Genomic DNA, 18,288 nt, shown 5'->3' with positions numbered 1-18,288 from the left:
CCTGACACCTGACCGAAGTACGTTCGTCAGATGTCCACACGAATCGCTGTGTCGATAAACCTGGGACCGAATGCTCCCATCCAGATCCTCAGCGCGGCCCTATCCGATCTCAACACCATTTGCGCGCTGAGCACTGACCTGGAGAAACAGATCACGCGCGCAAACATGCTCTATAGGTTCAACTCAGAAGATTTGTGGTATCGACTGATGGTCGACAAGAGGTTCAACCCTCCCAGCGGATGGAAGAATCTCGCCGACATCGAAAGAGAGGTTTACTTCCTAAGCCTAGGTCCGTTACAGGATCTTGCCAGGAATGCCGTCGAGGCAGAGATAAGTCGAATCATCAACGAACGAGGCTGGGCCTCCGACGGGGAGATATACGTCACCAGCCTCACTTATGCCAACCCCCTCGACGCAGTACTCACCGCCATCAGCGCTGCAGGCATACGACCCGCTGGCGAAATTCTCTACCGGATCCTTGTACTGATCCGCGATTGGAAACAAGACCGGCGCCGAAAGCGCCTTTCAAACGATGACTACGAAGACCAAATCCAGACTCGGAAGCTGATACGCGCCCACGTCACCAAGCAACTCATCGAGGATGGGGTCTCGCTCAGCCCCGAAATAATCAATTCACTCTTCACCGACGACCGCACCGATGCGTTCGCTCAACTCAGCCGCGCACAGTTGTCGATCGAATCAACCCGCGTCGAGGACGCCCGAGACGATTCCTCCCCCACAGAAGAGGCGTAGCTGAGCATCCCTGGGGACAGCGGGGCAGGCGGCGGGGAACCGTACTGGGGCGGTCTCCTGTCGCCGCGGCCGGTGCGCGCGCCGAATCCGGTCGTTTCGGGGCAGGCGCGTGCGGGCCTTCCCCGCCAGATCCGGCAGGCCCAGCGCGCCGAGCCAATCACCGTAGGCCCGCGCCGGGGCGATCAGGGCCAGCTCCTCGTCCACCAGCACCACCGGACACGTGGGGTACGCGACCCGAACCACGAACCGCGCGATCTCGTCGGCGGTCAAGATCTCCCCGAGCGGCGGGAGGTCCAAGGCGTCGGTGAGGCGGTCGAAATCGGCGGTGGTAAGCACCCGCAGCGACCGCAACCGCCACGGGTAGGTCCCCAGGACCGCCAGCACCGTCGAGGTGGCCTGCCACACCGATTCCGCGGGGATGGTAAACGACCTCGGCGTGGCCGAGCTCCGAACGCGCGGCCGTGCCGCGCGGCGTTGAGCCCGAAAGTTATTCGGATGTCGTCGCTCTATTTCATGTTTGAGGGAACCGTGCGGTTTCCGGGCAGTTCCACGATGACAACGTGGCGAGGGTGGGCGCTTCCAGCGATTGTCGTGGTGGTGTGTGTGACCAGGTCGCTGAGGTGTGGAGGTGCGCCCTTGCCGTCACCGAGGCGGAGGATTATGAGGAATCCTATACGAATGTCGCCGCCTTGATAGGAGACTGTTTGCTGTATGTAGGCGGTCTTGGCGGCCTGTCGTGCTTTGGTCGCGTCTGCCTTTAGTTCTAGGTAGATGTGGAAGGCGCCGAAGCCGACTTGAATATCGGCTCGACCGCCGGCAACATTCGTTAGTTCGATTTGGGCGAATCCGGCCAGACCACTACCCACGAGATAGTCGAACAGGTCCAGGTGTAAGTCGTTTTCACTCGCGTTTGGCTTGTAAAGGTAGGGTTTGTACTTTTTCTCGATGTTGATGCGCGAGTGTAGAAATCGGACGAGGAGTTCGAGGACGTAGTCGACCTTGTCCTTGATATCGCCCTTGTAGTCCGGGCTAGCGCTGAGGTTGTCTTTGATCCTCTCGCATACCGCGGAGATGGCTACATGTTGGAAGGGGCCCCGGGAGTCTCGCGCGTCGGTGATTCCGATCGCAAGGGTCTTTAGGATTTCGGGATCGAGTTCGGCGATAGCGTTGGGCACGTTTCCGCCGCCGAACAGGTCAGCGAGCGGGGGCGGAAGCGGCGCCGACGCCCCAACAGTTTTTCCCGGCGGCTCATGCTTCGCGACCTGGTCGCGGGCCGCTTCTAAGACAATCCGCGCGACAGGAAGAACCTCCCCCGCCCGCCCGTGGCTATTCGATTGCGGGTTGTCGACGCACTTTTGCAGTTCATCGACGTGGTCTTCGAGATTGCGGAGTAATCCAGCGCGGGCAGCGAAGCTGCCGACGATCGGCGGCTGAAGCATTCTCCGCACACCGTCGAGATCGGATTCGCGGGCGACGACTTCGACCGCCCGAGAGGCGGTGTAGATGTCGAGGATGTCGTCGAGCACGACGGCTGCGCGGTAGATGCTTGCGCGTTCAAGGTGGGTTCGCAGGAACAGCAGATCTTGGGCGAGGCGCCCCCACCCGGTGAGGACACTTTGTTTGCGGTCTCCCACCCAGTGGTGGAGCCCGTGTGCACCGATTCGGTAGCGCGTCACGAGATGTTCCAGTTCAGCGACCGCAGAAGGTTCGATCGGCCACTCGCCGGTGCTGGACTCGGTAACACCAGTAAGGAAGTCACTGAGGATCTTCAGCGTCGAGTCGAGAACGATGGCATCGATCGCATCCTCGTTACCCGTGATTGGCGCCAGAGCGGTTCTGGCCCGGCCGATGTGCATGAGGGTGTCGCGGGCCGACGATGCGCGTAAAACTCGGGCGAGTTCGATGGTGGCTGTGGCCCACGCTGCATCGAGTGCGATATCGATGGTCTGTTGGTGCGCAGTCTGGGTAGTGTGGTCGTCGTGGACTGCACCGGGACGGGGTGCGCGTGCCCCGGTTAGCACCTGGATGGATTCGACGAGGTTGTCGTCGAGTTCCCAGTGGTCGAACGCGGTGGCGATTGCACGAACCATCGCCTGTGCGTAGCGCCGCGGTTGTGGTTGCTTGATGTCCTCGAAGAGGATGAATAGGCGATTCTTGGATCCATACTCGGAGAGGGTCAGTCGCAGATACGTTTCCAGAGCGTCGGCATGTCTTGCAATGACGGCGGGGGTTGATTCGTTGCGAGGGTCTGGGGCAGCAGCTAGCTCGTATACGCGCGCCGCCAGTTCGCCTCCGCTCATCGCGAGGATCGGGCGCGTGGAGAATTGTCAGATCGGGGTGTTCCTCGCCTACGCGTCCGGCGCCGGGCACGCGCTCATCGACCGGGAGCTCTACCTCCCCGAGTCCTGGACCTCCGACCGGGACCGGTGCCGCGCCGCCGGGATCGGCGACGAGGTGAAGTTCGCGACCAAACCCGTTCTGGCGCAGCACATGATCGAACGCGCCCTCGACGCACAGGTCCCATTCTCCTGGGCCACCGCCGACGAAGCCTACGGGCAGGTGAAGTACCTGCGGGTCTGGCTCGAGGAACGCGACATTTCCTACGTGCTGGCCACCCGCCTGGGCGGCGACGTGTTCACCCCGGATGGCCGCGCCGGCCGCGCCGACGAGATGATCGCCGCGATCCCGCCGAAACAGTGGCGCCGCATCTCCGCCGGCGACGGCGCCCACGGCCGACGCGAGTACTCCTGGGTCCGGATCCCGATCCGGATCGCCTGGGCACCCGGGCGCGGGCACTGGTTGCTCGCCCGCCGATCACTGTCGGATCCGACCGAGATCGCGTACTACATCTGCGCCGGACCCCGCCGCACCACGCTCACCGAACTCGCCACCGTCGCCGGCTCGCGGTGGCGGGTCGAGGAATGCTTCCAACAGGCCAAGAACGAGGCCGGCCTCGACCAGTCTAGGTACGCACCTACCGGGCCTGGTACGCCCACATCACCCTGTCGATGCTCGCCCTCGCCTGGCTCGCAGGCACGAAAACCGAAGCCATAAAAGGGGAATCGGAACCGATGATCAGGACATGATCGGCTACACGGTACCCGAGATCCGCCGCCTACTCGTGTATCTGATCCTGCGACACGCCCACCCCGACGAGCACACCTGGTCCTGGTCACACTGGCGGAGACGCCGACAACACCAGGCCCGCACCTCCCACTATCGAACCCGCGGTCACCTGCCATAAGTGCCGTTGCAGTACTAGCCCACGCACTCCCCGGGGGCCGGGAATGAACGGGAACACGCAACCCAAGGCATGCGATATTGGGCTAGTTGGCGAGGAAGTCGTTGAGTAGCTGGTTGAACTTCTCGGCCCATTCGATCTGTGTCCAGTGTCCAGAGCGGCCGAAGACGTGTAGCTGGGCCTTGGGGATGACTTCCATGAGTCGAATGGAGCTCGACAGTGGTACGACGCGGTCCTCGCGGCCGTGAATGACGAGCGTTTCATGAGGCAGGCGTGCCAGGTCCTCCTCGGGAGTGACCAGTGCATCCACGCCGTTCTGCCGCGGTTCGGGAAACATCGTGGAAAATGCCTCCTGAATGCCCGGTTCGATGCTCGCGCGGTACCGCACTTCGGCCAGCTCGTCGGTCACGAGCTCGCGCGAGTACGCGAAGATGTCGAGCAGTCGACGCATGTTCTCAATCGATGGCTGGTAACCCCATGCCGCATCGAGGCCATCGGTGAGCGGGAAGGAAACACCCGCACTGCCCATGAGCGCCAGCCGCCCGACACGCTCCGGGTGCTGCGTGGCGACCCGCAGCGCGATTGCCCCGCCGAAGCTGTTGCCAACCAGGGACGCCCGCTCAATGCCGTGCGCGTCAAGGAAACCCACCACCTGGTCTGCCCAGGTCTTGAGGTCATACACCACGCCAGGGGGCCGTTCGGTCCCACCGAACCCGACCATATCGGGGGCAAGCACGCGGAACCGTTCCGCGAGTGCCGGGATCGTGAGCCGCCAGTTCGCATAGGCAGTGACCCCCGGACCCGACCCGTGGATCAGCACGACAGGAGGACCGCTACCAGCCTCGAGGTAGTTCGTCCTGATACCGTTCGCGACGATTGAATTATCCTCTGGGGGCACTTCCGTGCTCATAACTTTCCCTCCGACCGAGCTTGCCGTGGCGCTGTTTTGACCAGTGTGGGCTTGGTCCCAATCCCGGACATCCGTAAAAACTACGGAATACCCACGCATCGAAGTCAGTCCACCGAGTACTCCAAGGGTGAGTCCCATGGGGTGGTGTAAATCGGGTTCCGCGAATCGGTGACAGTGTCAATCCGAGATGGTCGCGGCCGCTGTACGCGTCATTTTCAGCCAGCCGACGGGGGCCGCTGGTGCGTGATCGTGTCGCTACCGTCGCAGTGATGTTGGAATCTCAATTCCCCACGGTGGCAGCGATGTTAAACGAATGCAAAGGAGGAGACCACGGCGTTCGCGGACCTCCCGGAGGCACACTGGCGCAAGATATGGTCGACCAAATCATCGAGCGCCTGAATAAAGAGGTCAAACGTCGAACCGACGTCGTCGGTATCTTCCCCAACCCTGCAGCGCTGCTGCGTCTGGCGAGGTGTGTGTTGATCGAGGCGCACGACGAGTGACAGGTATCCCAACGCCGCTACCTGTCCGAGGAATCCACTGCCGGGCTCCGCCCGCCTGCGCCGACAGTCATCGCGGCTGACGCACCCGCCCAGGCGATGGTGCTGGACGAAACAACCACACTTACGGCATACTCCCCAACATCACAGTTCCCGGCGCACAACGATTTACACCACTTCACGGGGCTCTATCCCTACCCGATCGAACGGCAGTTAAGAAATGCAGATGCGCGCAGCGACGTACCACAAGTCCGGAGAGGCTTCCGATGTTCTCTCCATCATCCAATGCGAGAAGCCTGAACCGGGTCCCGGGCAGGTTCTCGTTCGAGTCTCCTTTTCCGCAGTGAATCCCTCTGATGTAAAGACCCGCAGCGGCAAGACTCCGCGCCCGATAGACGACTTCCAAATTCCTCATATGGACGGGTGCGGTCGGATAGTTGCAGTGGGACCAGGAGTCCATGAAGGCCGTATCGGCCAACGTGTATGGCTTTGGCTTGCGGCGCTGGGCAGCAGATGGGGTACGGCCGCCGAATATACCCTCGTTCCCGCGAATCAAGCCGTGGCGTTGCCCGACTCAGCTTCCGACGAACTGGGTGCGTGTCTGGGAATTCCGGCCATGACCGCCCACGAGTGCCTACTGCATGCAGGACCGGTGACGCACAAGAAAGTCTTGATTGCAGGTGGCGCCGGCGCTGTAGGCCACTTCGCGATCGAACTCGCGCGATGGGCGGGTGCCACTGTCATCGCTACAGTGAGCACGCCCGACAAAGCTAAACTCGCACGACAGGCAGGCGCAGACTTCGTCGTAAATTACCGCGACGACGACGTTGCCGACCAGATCACAGCCTTCACCAACGGCGTGGACATCTTTGTAGAAGTCGCCATCGTGGACAACTGGAACATCGACCTAGCTGTCGCGGCACCTGGTGCAAGCATCGCCACCTATGCCACCGACGGTCGCGAACTCTCGATCCCTATCCGCGAGTGCATGGCTGCAGGTCTCGGGCTCCGTTTCTTCCTTCTTTATACACATAGTCGTTCAGCCCTCTCCCTCGCCGCGCAGAGCATCACCGACGCACTTGCCGAGCAGGCACTAACCCCACTGCCTCATCTCACGTTCCCGCTAGATGAAATCGCTTTAGCTCACGAAGCAGTCGAGAACGGTGAGTCGAGAAAAGTTCTACTTGACCTTCGTGACTCCGATACATGACGGTCGCGTTGGTCGAGCGCAGCGTACGGGCGAGAGTGGGCGGCACACCCAATCGCAGCACCGTGAGTGTCCCGTCGCGTCCCTCGCGCAGGCTCGCGGCCGCCGCGAGATGGGTACGGTCGAGTTCCTTCGCCAGGGCGGGCAGCGCGGCCTCGGCCTCGAGCGCCGAATCGGCATGGTTGGTGTCCGCCATATTCCGCCCGACACTGCTCCGAAGTCGTCGCGGCAGATGATTTTTCACGTCTCGTATCTTGTGTAGCTGACAATGTTGGATCACCGGGTGATCGAGGACGTCGACCACCGCCTTACGCAACCAGCGTCGCGTTCTCCGTCGAGCTCTCCACCAGCGCCAACGGGTGCTTGTCCCCGTCGATATCGATGCCCAGGGCGACGATGCAGCACGACTCGGCGTAGTGGACCCCGTCGATCATCAACGCTACCAGATCCAGCCCGGACAGGTCCGCGGCGAGCAGCTCAGTCAGGGCGGCTTCGGTCAACTTCACGAACCTGCGTGAGACGGCGGACTTGCTTGTCGCCGAGAATGTCTCGGCGGCTCGCCGTCCGACCGGTTCGAGACCGGCTGTGTAGCGGCGGGTCGAGAGCCCGGCGAGCATCTCCTCCATCGCCATCTTCCCCAGGATCTCGGTGGAGGTGACCAGCTCGTACGACGGGGTGGGCCGTTCCCCGGCGCTGTCGGCGGCCCGCACCCGCGGCCGGGTCACGGGCATCCGACGCCCGCTGAGGGTCACCGAGCCGCGTTCGCGGCCATGGCGCACCCGCGATGCGCTGCCGGTCGCGACGGCCTCTCGGCCCGGCCGGGGCGGTCACCTCGGCGTCCATCATCGCCTGCATCGCCTGCAGGCCGCCGACGGCGGCCCTCGTGCATGTTTCGGCGATCTTGGCCATCGCCACGCTCACCCGCTCCGGGATCGCGGGCACGGTCTGGTTCTGGCTATTCTTCTTCACGGCGGTCCCCTGCTGTCGGAGTTCTTGGAGGAACGCCCGACACTTACGACATGGCAGGTCTCGAGCTGGGGACCGCCACCTCAACTTCTACGACGCCCGGGGCAACTCCGGGATCATGCCGGGCCAGGACTACATCGCGAAACCCGCACCACCCGACCGAAACCAGAGCAAACGACCATGAACCGGCCGCAGCGACACCGGTCAAGGTACGAAGTTCACAGAGGCGTCGGACAGCCCTCCACCGGGGCGCCGTCGACGACGATCCTGGCGCCGTCGGGGTAGAACGACACGTGGTCGCCGATGCCCGAAGCCTCCGCGGTCGTGAACGGGTAGTACCAGGCGGCGTCCTCGACGGGGTCGCTGTCGTCCGATCCGGTGAACGACAGGTACGAGGCCGTGCCCTTGTACGGGCAGGAGGTCTTGGCGTCGGAGCCGGTGAAGAACTCGGAGCGGACGTCGATGCGAGGGATGTAGTAGCGAACTGGTAGTGAGGTCTCGAACAGCAAGCGTGGATGGGTGGTGTCGGCGACGAGGGTGTCGCCGATAAAGACCTCCACGTGCCGGGAGGACGGCAGGACGTCGACGCGGAAGTAAGGGTCGCGCGGGTGCACGAACACCTGCTGATCCTCCTCGTACCAGGCGTCCATCTTGTGCCAGTAGAAAGCGACATACCAGCTGAGATCGAGGGAGTCCTTCAGCGGTTCGTCGTAACCCCACAGCGACCGCTCGGCCCGCCGATCGTCGACGACGAGATCCCAGTACCTGGCCTTGCCTTTCCACGGGCACCACGTGGTGGCGTCGAGGGGCTCGAGGGAGTCGGTGCGCACGTCGTCGCGGGGGATGTAGTAGACCGGCAGGTGCCCCTTCTCGAACAGGTACACCGCGCGGGTGGTGTCCGCGATCACGTGACCTGCGAAGAACACCCGGATTCGTTTGTGGTTGCGTTCGAGCGAGATGCGGCCGTTCACGCCGGACTGCTGGACCTCGGCAGCGTGCGTCAGAGCTATGGACATCGACTTCTCCAAAGTTCGTGGGTGGGTCGGGCGCTCCGCGCCCTACCGGGTGATCGTGTTGATCAACTCGAAGACGGCGGGCGGAGGGATCTGATGAGGTAGCTTCGGTCGGATCACCTCGTCGAAGGGTTGTCGTGGACGTCCCGGGATTCCCAGATCTCGGAGACAGTCAAGCCGTCCCCCCAGGAAATGCGTAGTCGGCGATGGGAACAAACTCTCTCACGCCCGATCGCTCCGACGACAATCAGCACTCCGGTCATAACGAATGCGCAGTTCATCACCGCGTGTTGGGCCCTAAATAGTGTGGTGTACAGCATATTTCACGATCGGAGCGCCGTGAAACAGGCCTGGCGCTATCTGTCCGATAACGTGCTCTGCGGTCCGGCCTGCGCCAACCGACCAGTGGGCGTCTCGTCCAGGTCTGCGGTACCGGCGATGTCGTTGTCGACGAGCGAGATGTACCTGCCGTCGGCCGCGACGCCAGCCAGAGTGAGGAGGGTTGTGAAGATTCGGTCGAGCATGACGTGGACCTCTCAGTACGTTCCGGCGGTAGGCCGGATTGATTGCAAACTGCACGGACAGAACGTGATAGCGCGCGGATATGCGGGATCGTCGGTCGCCAGGTGTCGCTGACACCCGGTTCTTGTCCGTCAGCTACGGGCCGCCGACCCGACAACATCAGGGGCCAAAACGTGATGGTTGGCGGCGAGTGGCAGGATCGTGTGCTGCCAGTTCGCCCAAGCTGACACCCCCGGTCCAGGGTCCGTGCAACAGCAACACGGGATCGCCGGGTCCTGCCTTGTGATAGTGCGTCGTGATGCCGTCTACGTCGATCGTGTGGCTGGAACTCCCTATCGTCGTGACAGTCATGCGCGGTGTCTTCCGTAGAAGATTGCAGTCATTGGGGAAGTAAGGGGTCAGGAGTCGACGGTCATGCCCTGTGGGCAAGGCGTTCGGCGGTACCTCGCAGCGACGCCAGCGGGACCACTTCGTGAACCAGGCCCGCATGGTGCGCTTGTAATGCCGTCACAGGGTTGTGCACGGTCGGGTTTGTGGCGCAGATCGTGCGAAGTCCTGCTGGCAATCCACCCTCCCTGTTGCTCACATCATCTGCAGGGGTGAAACGAGGCGGCTCGAAGAAGGAGGCGTTGCTGGACGCGACGACGACATCGGCATCACGCAAGAATCGGAATGATTCTCGACAGGCGATGCCGTTCACGGTCACGATCAGGTGTTTGTCGACGCCGCATTCCTTCGGGCTGATGGCAAAAGCTTCCCATCCCAGGGCGTTGCCGCCGCAGGAAAGTGGCTGGGGCGGGTCTTCTGCGTCGAACCCCATGCAGAATGCTTCGACACCAGCCGCGGACACGATGATCGAGTGGATGCTCGCGTCGTCCCGAACCAGCGACCACAGCTGCTGTAGCCGCTTGGCCATGGTCGCATTGATGGCATTGAGCGCAGTGGTCCGATTCAACGTCACGCGCAACACTCCGTCGTGCTGATCGCACAGCACGCGGCTGTAGGTGTCCTCTTCTGCCGCAACGAGGTTTGGCAGCACCATCACAACCTCCGGTTCCTGTCGATCCACTGTTCGACACGGCTTCGTGTGCGTGCTCAACAGTGCGGCGACAGATCGTGTTCCACCATTCAACGATCCACGGCCGCCCACGAACATCCGGGAAAACTACGGAAGTTAACTCGGCTGCCGCTCGATACCGTGTGGTGTGGCCACGCGGTGTGGCAGTGACGTTGACGTTGTCGTGGAGGTGGACCGATGCACATCCCATTTACGGTTACAGACTTTCTGGAGCGGGGAGCGGCCGGTTTCCCTGACAGCGTGGCCGTGATCGACGAGCCGGAACAACCGGGCGAGTCGGTCGGGCAGGTGACTTTTCGGGAACTCGCCCACCGCGTGTGTGCCTGGCAAGCAGGATTCGACCGTCTGGGCATCAGGGTCGGCGAACGGGTCGCCGTCGTCAGCCACAATTCGGCCCGACTGCTCGAGCTCTTGTACGCGGTGCCGGCGAGCGGCCGGATTTGTGTTCCGATCAATTTCCGTCTGTCTCCGGCGGAGGTCGATTACATCGTCGGAGATTGCGGCGCGTCAGTGCTTCTTGTCGATCCCGAGCTGGAAGAGGCGTTGTCGGGTATCAAGGTTCGGCACCGGTTCGTACTCGGGAAGCACACAGACGCGGATCTGATGCGCTTCGATACGGAGCCGGCCCCCTGGGCGTCGCCCACGGAGGAGTCGACGGCAACAATCAACTACACCTCCGGCACCACCGCGCGCCCGAAGGGTGTCGAGATGACTCATCGTAATCTTTGGGTCAATGCCGTCACACTCGCGATGCACACCCGTGCGTGGGAACGCGATGTGTACATGCACACGTTGCCGATGTTCCACTGCAACGGTTGGGGGATGCCGTTCGGGATGGCGGGACTGGGCGCGAAGCAGATCGTGTTGCGCAAGGTCGACGGCACCGAAATCCTCCGGCGGGTGGAGGAACACGGTGTGACGTTGATGTGCGGGGCTCCGGCGGTGTGGAACGCGGTGCTCGATGCTGCCCGGTCCTGGCATGGAGAGATTCCTGGTCGCGATCGGGTGCGGGTGGTGTGCGCCGGCGCTCCTCCGCCCAGCCGTACCATCGCGCGCCTGAGCAGCGAGTTGGGGTGGGAACTGCAGCAGATCTACGGGCTCACGGAAACATCGCCGCTGCTGACTTTCAACCGGTCGCTGCCTGCGGATGACGGTCTTGATCTTGAGGAACGAGCGCACAGACTGACCCGCGCCGGACTTCCCGCCCTCGGTGCACGGCTTCATATCTCCAACTCGGGTGAAGTTCTGGCGCGTTCGAACGTCGTGATGAACGGATACTGGAACAACCCCGAGGCGACGGACGAGGCGCTGCGTGATGGTTGGTTCCACACGGGAGACGGCGGGATGATCGACGGCGAGGGCCAACTGACGATTTCCGACCGAAAGAAGGATGTGATCGTCACCGGTGGCGAGAATGTGTCGTCGATTGAGGTGGAGGAATGCATCTTCAGCCATCCCGGTGTGACCCAGGTCGCGGTGATCGGCGTACCGGACGAGAAATGGGGCGAGACCGTCAAGGCGCTGGTGGTCACCACGGGTCCCTCCACAGTCTCCGAGGCCGAGATCATCGCACACTGCAAGCAGCACCTGGCGGGCTACAAGGCGCCGACTTCGGTGGAGTTTCGTGACTCGATTCCACATACCGCGACGGGCAAGATCCAGAAGTTCAAGCTCCGAGCGCCGTATTGGGAAGGGTCGACGCGCGGCGTGAATTGACGCAGGCAGTCCGGCACAGTCTAGTTTCTAGAGCGTGTCTGCTATTTACGGACACGATGATGAATGACGAGCGCAGCGAAGAGTACGCCACCAAGGAAGGTGGTGGCGTACTTGTCGTATCGAGTGGCGATGCCACGCCACTGCTTGAGACGCCCGAAACCACGCTCGACGGCGTTGCGTTCGCGGTAGCGGTCCTTGTCGAACGCCGGCGGTCGACCCCCGTCCGATCCTTTCGTCTTGCGGCGTCGGATCTGGTCGCAGCGTTCGGGGATGGTGTGCGAGATTCTGCGTTCCCGCAGGTTCTTTCGGGTGCTCGGGTGCGAGTACGCCTTGTCGGCCAGCAGGCGGAACGCTGCGGTGTCGTGGGCGCGGTGCGCGTCGAGCAGCGGCGCCAGGTAGGGGTTGTCGCCTGCCTGTCCCGGCGAGAGCAGCAGCGTCAGCGGGCAGCAGAAGGTATCGGTGAGGGCGTGGATCTTGGTGCTCAGCCCGCCGCGGGAGCGGCCGAGTGCGTGGTCTGCGGGTTCGTTGGCCAGATTCTTGTCATTCGACCGAGCCCCCTGTGTGCGCATCGGTCAGGGCGCCAGCCGAATGTTGGTGTGCGCGGACAATCGTCGAGTCGATCGACAGCAGACGTTCGAGCTGTTCCTCTCGTTCGGGGGCTGCCGCCCGCACCGCGGCGAACATCCGAATGTAGGTGCCGTCGTCCGACCAGCGGCGATGCCGTTCCCAGATCGACTGCCACGGGCCGAAGTATTCGGGCAGATCGCGCCACGGTGATCCGGTTCGGAACCGCCAGGCGATTCCTTCCAGGGTCAACCGGTGGTCGTTCCACGGACGCCCCCTTCGGCCCGCCAGTGCGGGTAGGACGGGCTCGATCACAGCCCACAGGTCATCGGGGATCTCGTCGGCGCGCAACACATACCCAGCATCACGCATCAATTCCCGAACATTAAGCAGACACGCTCTAGTCCAAAAGGCCTGCGTCCCGGGCTACTCGGGCCAGTTCGGCGCGGGTGCGGATCAGCAGCTTGCGTTGAATGCTGGCTCGGTGGCTCTCGACGGTGCGCGGGGAGACCGTCAGTTCCTCCGCGATCTCGGTGTTGGTGAGGCCGGAGGCGATCAGCTTCATTACCTCGAGCTCCCTTGAAGAAAGAGAGTCGATATTGGCCTCGAGCAGGCCTTCGGAGCCGCCGGGTTCGGTGGTGTCGGCTCGAAACGAGACAAATCCTTCATCCTTCATCACGGCGTAGAGGACAGACACGAGCTCCTCGTCGAGGCATTCCTTCGTGATGTACCCTCGCGCACCCCGCGTCTTCGCCTTCTCGACGTACCCCCTGGCGCCGTACATGCTGAGCATCACGACACGGGTCTCGGGCGAGATGGCTGAAATCTGTTCCAACAGGTCGAGGCCGTTGCAGTCGGACAGTCGGATGTCGAGCACCACCAGTTCCGGCGCGAAGTCTCGCACTGCTTGCAGGAGAAGTTCTCCGGTCGGTGCGGACGTCACCAGGTGAAAGTCCGTCGTGGTCTCGAGGATCCTCTGGATCCCGGACCGGATAATGCCATGGTCGTCACACACCACAACGCTGATCATCGTCTGATCGGCACCTCCACCATTATCGTCGTACCTTGTCCTGGTCGGGACTCGACGGACATCCGTCCGCCTACCAGCCGGGCCCGTTCCCGCATTCCGATCAATCCCAGCGACCTGCGCTGTCCGACCAGGTCGAGGTCGAATCCGGTCCCGTTGTCCTCGACCACGGCCCGCAGGGTGTCTGCCGAGGACACGATCATGACACTCGCCTCCCCGGCGCGACTGTGTCGGCCGATATTGGTCAGTGCTTCCTGCACGATACGAAAGACTGCGGTCGTGACCGCCGGCGGAACGGATATCGGCTGTCCCGTTGCGGTGAGTTCGATCCGGATCGGGTACATCTGCCGGCAATCTTCCACGTACTGCTCGATGCAGCCGGTGAGCCCTAGATCGTCGAGCCCCGAGGGCCGCAATGACCACGCGACAGTCCGGGCCACCTGTATCCCTTGTCGGACGATCGTGCGGACATCGGTCGCAGTCTGGCGTGTGGTGGCGTCTTCGGAGTTCTGTAGAGCACTGAGTCCGTCCATCACGCCCGCGAAGAGGTGGCCGAACTCGTCGTGCAGATCACGTGCGATTCTCCCGCGCTCGGCCTCCTGCACTTCCACTATCCGTTCCATGGACGCTCGCCGAAGGCCCTCCCGCTCGATGACGGCGCCCGCCAGCGCGGCCAGCACCTCCATGGTCGGCCCGTGGTGCTCGCTCTCACCGAGGGGAAAGGCCGCGACGACCGCGGTTTCGGTGACATCGTTCCCGACGACCGGCTTGATGATGCGCTCCGTCAACTTCATTTCGCGGGCCTCACCGGCCGCCCCCGAATCCCCGAGCATCGACGCTGGAGACGCGTTCGGAACTCTGATCGCATCGACGCTCACCGGTGTATGGCGCGAGATCTCGACTCGGCGCGCGGTGGTCGTCGCGAAAGTTGCGTCTCGGAGCTTGTCGAGAACCTCGTCGATGTCTTCGGAGGCGACGATGCTGCTCACAGCGTCGAGCAGGGCCTGGTGCCGGGCTGAGCCCCTGCCGACGAGGGCGTCTCGCGAGTGCGCCGACTCGACGATCCCGCGATCCACCCGGATACCCAGCGGTCGGCACAGTTCGGTCACCGGCGCCAGCGCGCTGAGCGGCCCTCGTCGGGGTGTGAGCCCCACCAGTGTAGCGACCAGAGCGCATGCGGCGAGTTCGCCTTGCGCCGAGTATCGGAATGCGCTGCGAGATGCTGCGGCCAAGATCATGCGGCCGCGCCACTTGTGTCCCCGCGAAAACGACATCAACGCCCATTCCCGCAGAACCGCGGGCCGCTCGCCCCAGAAGACGATGGCCGACCACCGGGCACGAGTGAGCTGCCGTCGTGCGGCCGTGGCCTGGAGCCGGCGTTCCTCCGTCCACCAGGCAGGTGCGGCGTCGTGCGAGAGGCGAAGGACCTGCAGGTGCGCGGTCAGGATCGGTGCGAGGAAATGATTCCTGATGCCCGAACCGCGGATCAGCTCGTCTGCCTGCCGAAACGCGTCCACAGCCTGCACGTCCTGCTCCGCGTGGAAAAGTCGCCAGGCCCGCGCCGCATGCAACATCGCCATCGTGTGGCGGTCGCCCGAATTCGTCTGCCGCAGTTCACGAGAGATCGTCTCCATGCTCACCTCACCCGGCAGGCACGAGACCCAGATCGCGAGGGCGGTCCCCGCGCCGATCCGATCGCCTCTGCGCTTGCCCTCCCAGTAGGTGTCACGCGCAAGCACTCCCGCATCGTGAAGTTTCCCTTGTCGAGCCAGACACAGCGCCTTTTGCCACATCGCGGCTACCTGTTCCCAACGATCCCCGACAGTGTCGAAGGCGGCGATTGCGGTGTCGAACGCCGCGATCGCCTCGTCGTACCGGTTGGCAGCGTAGAGAACGAATCCCCGGAAATGGTGCGACTGGGCGATGCCCCAGCCTTCGCCCGCCGTCTGGCGCAGTCGCAGCGAGCGGTCGGCGAGGCGCAACGCCAGCGGCGCAAGGACGGGGGCTACACCGGAAATCACGGCAGCGGTGGAGTATGCCTGTGCCCGCTCACGCGTGCTTCCTGCGGCATTCGCGAAACGCACGCCACGGAGGATGGCCAATACCAGCCAGATCGGTGACCTGACGAACCACCATTCGTATAGCAGCCGGTTGTGGATGCGGGCGGCCAGGCGGTCACGCTCTGTTCCGGCTCGGCCCGGCCGGATTCGGCGAGAGAGCCAACCAAGGGTAAGCAGACCCACCTCGCCGACCGCGAATACGGCGGCGAGTATGGAACTCCGGGGCAAGCGAAGCCCGATGTCGTGCATGCTCTGTCGCATCCACTCCGCGGCATCATCGAATCGGCCTGTCTTGAACGCGAGTTCGCCGAGCAGAGTGGCAACCCGTGAAGAGTCGAGTCCCGAGCGCGCACGGGTCAGCTCGTATGCCCACGCCAGTTCCTTCGCGGCCAGATCGTAGTTCCCAAGGAGCATGTGGACTGTGCCGAGTCCTTCGTGAACACGGAATCTCGCGGTGTCGTCGGCCGACTCGCACAGGGCCAGTCCCGTTTCAGCGATCTTGAAGTTGCCTTCCGCGACGTCGAGCGCATTGTGCCTCAGTCCCGCCTCGCCCGCACGTAGGGCGTACGGCACTGCAGATGCGGCTCGGCCGGAGCGGTCGAAGTGATACGCGATGTCGTAGTCGGCCCGAACCGCAGGGACGCCTTCGAGTGCCTGTGCGGCGCGCAGATGCAGCTCGCGCCGGGCGTCGTCGGTCAAGGTTCTCAGCACGGCTTCGCGGAGCCGATCGTGCGTGAATTCGAACTCGGCGTGGCCGCCGTCCGCGATGCCGCGCACGATTCCGTGCTGGGTTGCCTCCAGGAGGAGCTGATCGACGTCCGTGGGGCTCGCCGCCAGTGCCGCGTACAGAAGCCTGGACGAGAACCGGCGTCCCAGCACCGCGCCCTGACGTATCGCCTGCTGTGTGTCCGGCGACAATAGACTCAGCCGTGACGAGACGAGCACACTGTCCCTCCCCGACGCGGCGTCGGAATCGCGGGATTGCGACGGCAGCGGGAGTGACGCCATCCCATTCTCGTCCATCACCCATCGACCCGACTCGCGCGTCAACGCCGACGAGTCGACGAGCGCCTGGAAAACCAGCATGGTTTCGAGCGGATTGCCTTTGGAGTACTTCGTGACATAGGGGATGATCTCGTCGGGGATACGGTCACCGATCGACCGGATCAATTCCTCCGTATCGGCTGCGGACAACGGCTGAAGGTCGAGAAACTCGATATCACTGATTTCCCAGGCCCTCACTTGCGCAACAGCTTCCGTTCGGCACGAACATATCAACGACACGTTCGACTGGGATCGCGTTTCCTCCATCGCTATCGTCGAAGCTAGTTTGGCGAGCACCTGCCAGCTGAGATCGTCGGCCCACTGACAGTCGTCGACCACGATCAGTCCAGGTTGTTCCTTGGTGAAGACGGAGCGAAGAAGTCGAGCGACGGCAGTCGGGGCGGCGGCTACCGCGTGATCGCCGAATCCGCTGTCGGAGTTCTTCGCCGCGGGTGGATCGCCGAAGGCAGCGGTCAGCTCCGGTATCTGTTCGAGTGCTGCCGGGAGCAGCTCACCCATTTCTCCGCGCACCCGCTCGGCCTCGCGCGGGTGCGCGGTCAAGTAGGCGACCACGTCGCGGAAAGGGCCGGCGAACAGGCCGAGGGGACGGGCCGCCGCGTGGTCGAACGCGCCGGCACGCATCACGGTCACCCCGGCCGTCGAGGCGTGCGTGGCGACGGCGTCGAGCAGGCGGCTCTTGCCGACTCCTGACTCACCGCTCAGGCATGTGACCGCGCCGGACGATCGGCTCGCGCCGTCGGCACATGCGGTGAGGGTGGCGAGTTCGTCATGCCTGCCTACCAACGGCGGCTCCACGTAGGCGAGCGATCCGCACTGCCGGGGCGGCGCGACAGCAGACGCGAGAGCGCTCTCCCCACCGCCGGTCGCGACCACCGCCTCGAGCGCTGCGAGCACCTCGTCGGCGCTTTCGTAGCGGATCGCTGCCCGTGGGCTCAGCAGCTTGAGAAATATCGGGCGCAGCGTAGCCGGGAGGCCGACGATATCGACCAGGTGTGACAGCTCTGCGTGGGTACCGATACGAGGGTTCGCCCTACGCAACGCGCTGGCCGTCCGATTTCCCTCCGCGGTCGACTCGAGGAGTACCCACCCCGCTGCGAAGATGTCGGCCGTGAAGCCCGCCGCCGGGTGTGCGAGTCCGGGACTTTCCGGAAGCAGATATCGACCTTCCGGCCCCTCGACGGGATGGGTCACGGCAGCCAATTGAGTCCGCGTCACGCTGGCGTCGAGGAGAACGAGCTGATTGGTGCCCTCCGCGAGCATGATATTCGCTGGCTTCACCCCGCCGTGAGCGATTCCCATTCGGTGCAGACGAGCCAGTGCGTAGAACAGGTTGCACATCAGCTGGAGCTGGACGTCGAGCGATTGGGGTGACTCCTGCGCAGACCATTCTCGAATGTCGAGACCAGCTATGAATGGGCGGACGAGATCGACGTGGTCGGGTCCTTTGTGTGCAATCTGGGTGGGGATGACGTGTGGCAGCCTCGCCCTGCGCATGGCCTCCAGCTCACCTTCGAGCCAGTGCCAACTCCATGGGAACGTCATGGATAGATCCACCCGCCGGACAACCACACGTTCACGGGTCTCGCCCGACAGGGCCAGAGTCGTCGTGATGCCCGGACTCTGCCGCAGCACCCTCACGGTGTCGATTTCCATGTTGTTCCCTAGA

Annotated in this window: 12 protein-coding genes and 4 pseudogenes; 6 read left to right on the top strand and 10 right to left on the bottom strand. The window is 63.4% G+C overall.

Going from position 1 to position 18,288, the window contains the following annotated elements:
* The first annotated feature begins 30 nt into the window (after positions 1-30).
* Positions 31-753 (top strand): hypothetical protein, encoded by a 723-nt coding sequence (locus tag ROP_RS39515; protein ID WP_012687224.1) that lies wholly within the window; start codon positions 31-33, stop codon positions 751-753.
* On the opposite strand, the gene ROP_RS44725 is transcribed toward ROP_RS39515, so the two are convergent.
* Positions 700-1,158, bottom strand: coding sequence for a hypothetical protein (locus tag ROP_RS44725; RefSeq protein WP_012687223.1), 459 nt, complete (start codon positions 1,156-1,158; stop codon positions 700-702). The genes ROP_RS39515 and ROP_RS44725 overlap by 54 nt on opposite strands.
* 101 nt (positions 1,159-1,259) lie before the next feature.
* Positions 1,260-3,053, bottom strand: a complete 1,794-nt coding sequence (locus tag ROP_RS39500) for a hypothetical protein (protein ID WP_012687222.1) — start codon at positions 3,051-3,053, stop codon at positions 1,260-1,262.
* A 10-nt stretch (positions 3,054-3,063) separates the two neighbouring features.
* Here ROP_RS39500 and ROP_RS39495 point away from each other — a divergent pair.
* Positions 3,064-3,839, top strand: a pseudogene (locus ROP_RS39495) (IS701 family transposase); the annotation flags it as partial.
* A 240-nt stretch (positions 3,840-4,079) separates the two neighbouring features.
* Here the strand turns inward: ROP_RS39495 and ROP_RS39490 are convergent.
* On the bottom strand, positions 4,080-4,904 hold the full coding sequence (locus ROP_RS39490; RefSeq protein ID WP_011133506.1) for an alpha/beta fold hydrolase: 825 nt from the start codon (positions 4,902-4,904) through the stop codon (positions 4,080-4,082).
* 181 nt (positions 4,905-5,085) lie between these two features.
* Here ROP_RS39490 and ROP_RS42290 point away from each other — a divergent pair.
* The 3 genes and pseudogenes from ROP_RS42290 to ROP_RS45155 form a co-directional block, all read left to right on the top strand.
* Positions 5,086-5,404, top strand: a pseudogene (locus ROP_RS42290) (transposase); the annotation flags it as partial.
* Between the two features lie 220 nt (positions 5,405-5,624).
* Positions 5,625-5,966, top strand: a pseudogene (locus tag ROP_RS45160) (alcohol dehydrogenase catalytic domain-containing protein); the annotation flags it as partial.
* A gap of 54 nt (positions 5,967-6,020) precedes the next feature.
* A complete protein-coding gene (locus tag ROP_RS45155) occupies positions 6,021-6,614 on the top strand; it encodes a zinc-binding dehydrogenase (RefSeq protein WP_241769506.1) in 594 nt (197 codons plus the stop codon).
* A gap of 4 nt (positions 6,615-6,618) precedes the next feature.
* Here ROP_RS45155 and ROP_RS42285 read toward each other — a convergent pair.
* The 4 genes and pseudogenes from ROP_RS42285 to ROP_RS39465 all read right to left on the bottom strand — a co-directional run.
* Positions 6,619-7,538, bottom strand: a pseudogene (locus ROP_RS42285) (transposase); the annotation flags it as partial.
* Positions 7,539-7,795: 257 nt separating this feature from the next.
* Complete coding sequence (locus ROP_RS39470) at positions 7,796-8,593, bottom strand: DUF427 domain-containing protein (protein ID WP_012687216.1); 798 nt, start codon at positions 8,591-8,593, stop codon at positions 7,796-7,798.
* Between the two features lie 353 nt (positions 8,594-8,946).
* A complete protein-coding gene (locus tag ROP_RS43335; protein ID WP_157792686.1) occupies positions 8,947-9,114 on the bottom strand; it encodes a hypothetical protein in 168 nt (55 codons plus the stop codon).
* Positions 9,115-9,524: 410 nt separating this feature from the next.
* Positions 9,525-10,154 (bottom strand): enoyl-CoA hydratase/isomerase family protein, encoded by a 630-nt coding sequence (locus ROP_RS39465; protein ID WP_005254541.1) that lies wholly within the window; start codon positions 10,152-10,154, stop codon positions 9,525-9,527.
* A 213-nt stretch (positions 10,155-10,367) separates the two neighbouring features.
* Between ROP_RS39465 and ROP_RS39460 the strand changes: the two genes are divergently transcribed.
* On the top strand, positions 10,368-11,906 hold the full coding sequence (locus ROP_RS39460) for an AMP-binding protein (RefSeq protein ID WP_005254542.1): 1,539 nt from the start codon (positions 10,368-10,370) through the stop codon (positions 11,904-11,906).
* A 41-nt stretch (positions 11,907-11,947) separates the two neighbouring features.
* On the opposite strand, the gene ROP_RS42270 is transcribed toward ROP_RS39460, so the two are convergent.
* From ROP_RS42270 to ROP_RS39440, 3 genes are all read right to left on the bottom strand, one after another.
* A protein-coding gene (locus ROP_RS42270; protein WP_397504779.1) for an IS5 family transposase occupies positions 11,948-12,824 on the bottom strand; the annotation gives its coding sequence in 2 pieces (ribosomal slippage) (positions 11,948-12,478 and positions 12,480-12,824; 876 coding nt in all).
* 46 nt (positions 12,825-12,870) lie between these two features.
* Positions 12,871-13,500: a response regulator transcription factor gene (locus ROP_RS39445; RefSeq protein ID WP_012687213.1), complete on the bottom strand. Its 630-nt coding sequence runs from the start codon at positions 13,498-13,500 to the stop codon at positions 12,871-12,873.
* Positions 13,497-18,275: an AAA family ATPase gene (locus ROP_RS39440; RefSeq protein WP_012687212.1), complete on the bottom strand. Its 4,779-nt coding sequence runs from the start codon at positions 18,273-18,275 to the stop codon at positions 13,497-13,499. The genes ROP_RS39445 and ROP_RS39440 overlap by 4 nt, the downstream gene beginning before the upstream one ends.
* Positions 18,276-18,288 lie beyond the last annotated feature (13 nt).

The sequence above is a fragment of the Rhodococcus opacus B4 genome (genome assembly GCF_000010805.1).
In the GTDB taxonomy this organism is placed as follows: domain Bacteria; phylum Actinomycetota; class Actinomycetes; order Mycobacteriales; family Mycobacteriaceae; genus Rhodococcus_F; species Rhodococcus_F opacus_C.
The sequence above is the reverse complement of the archived record's forward strand: the minus strand, read 5'-3'. Positions and strand labels throughout refer to the sequence as shown.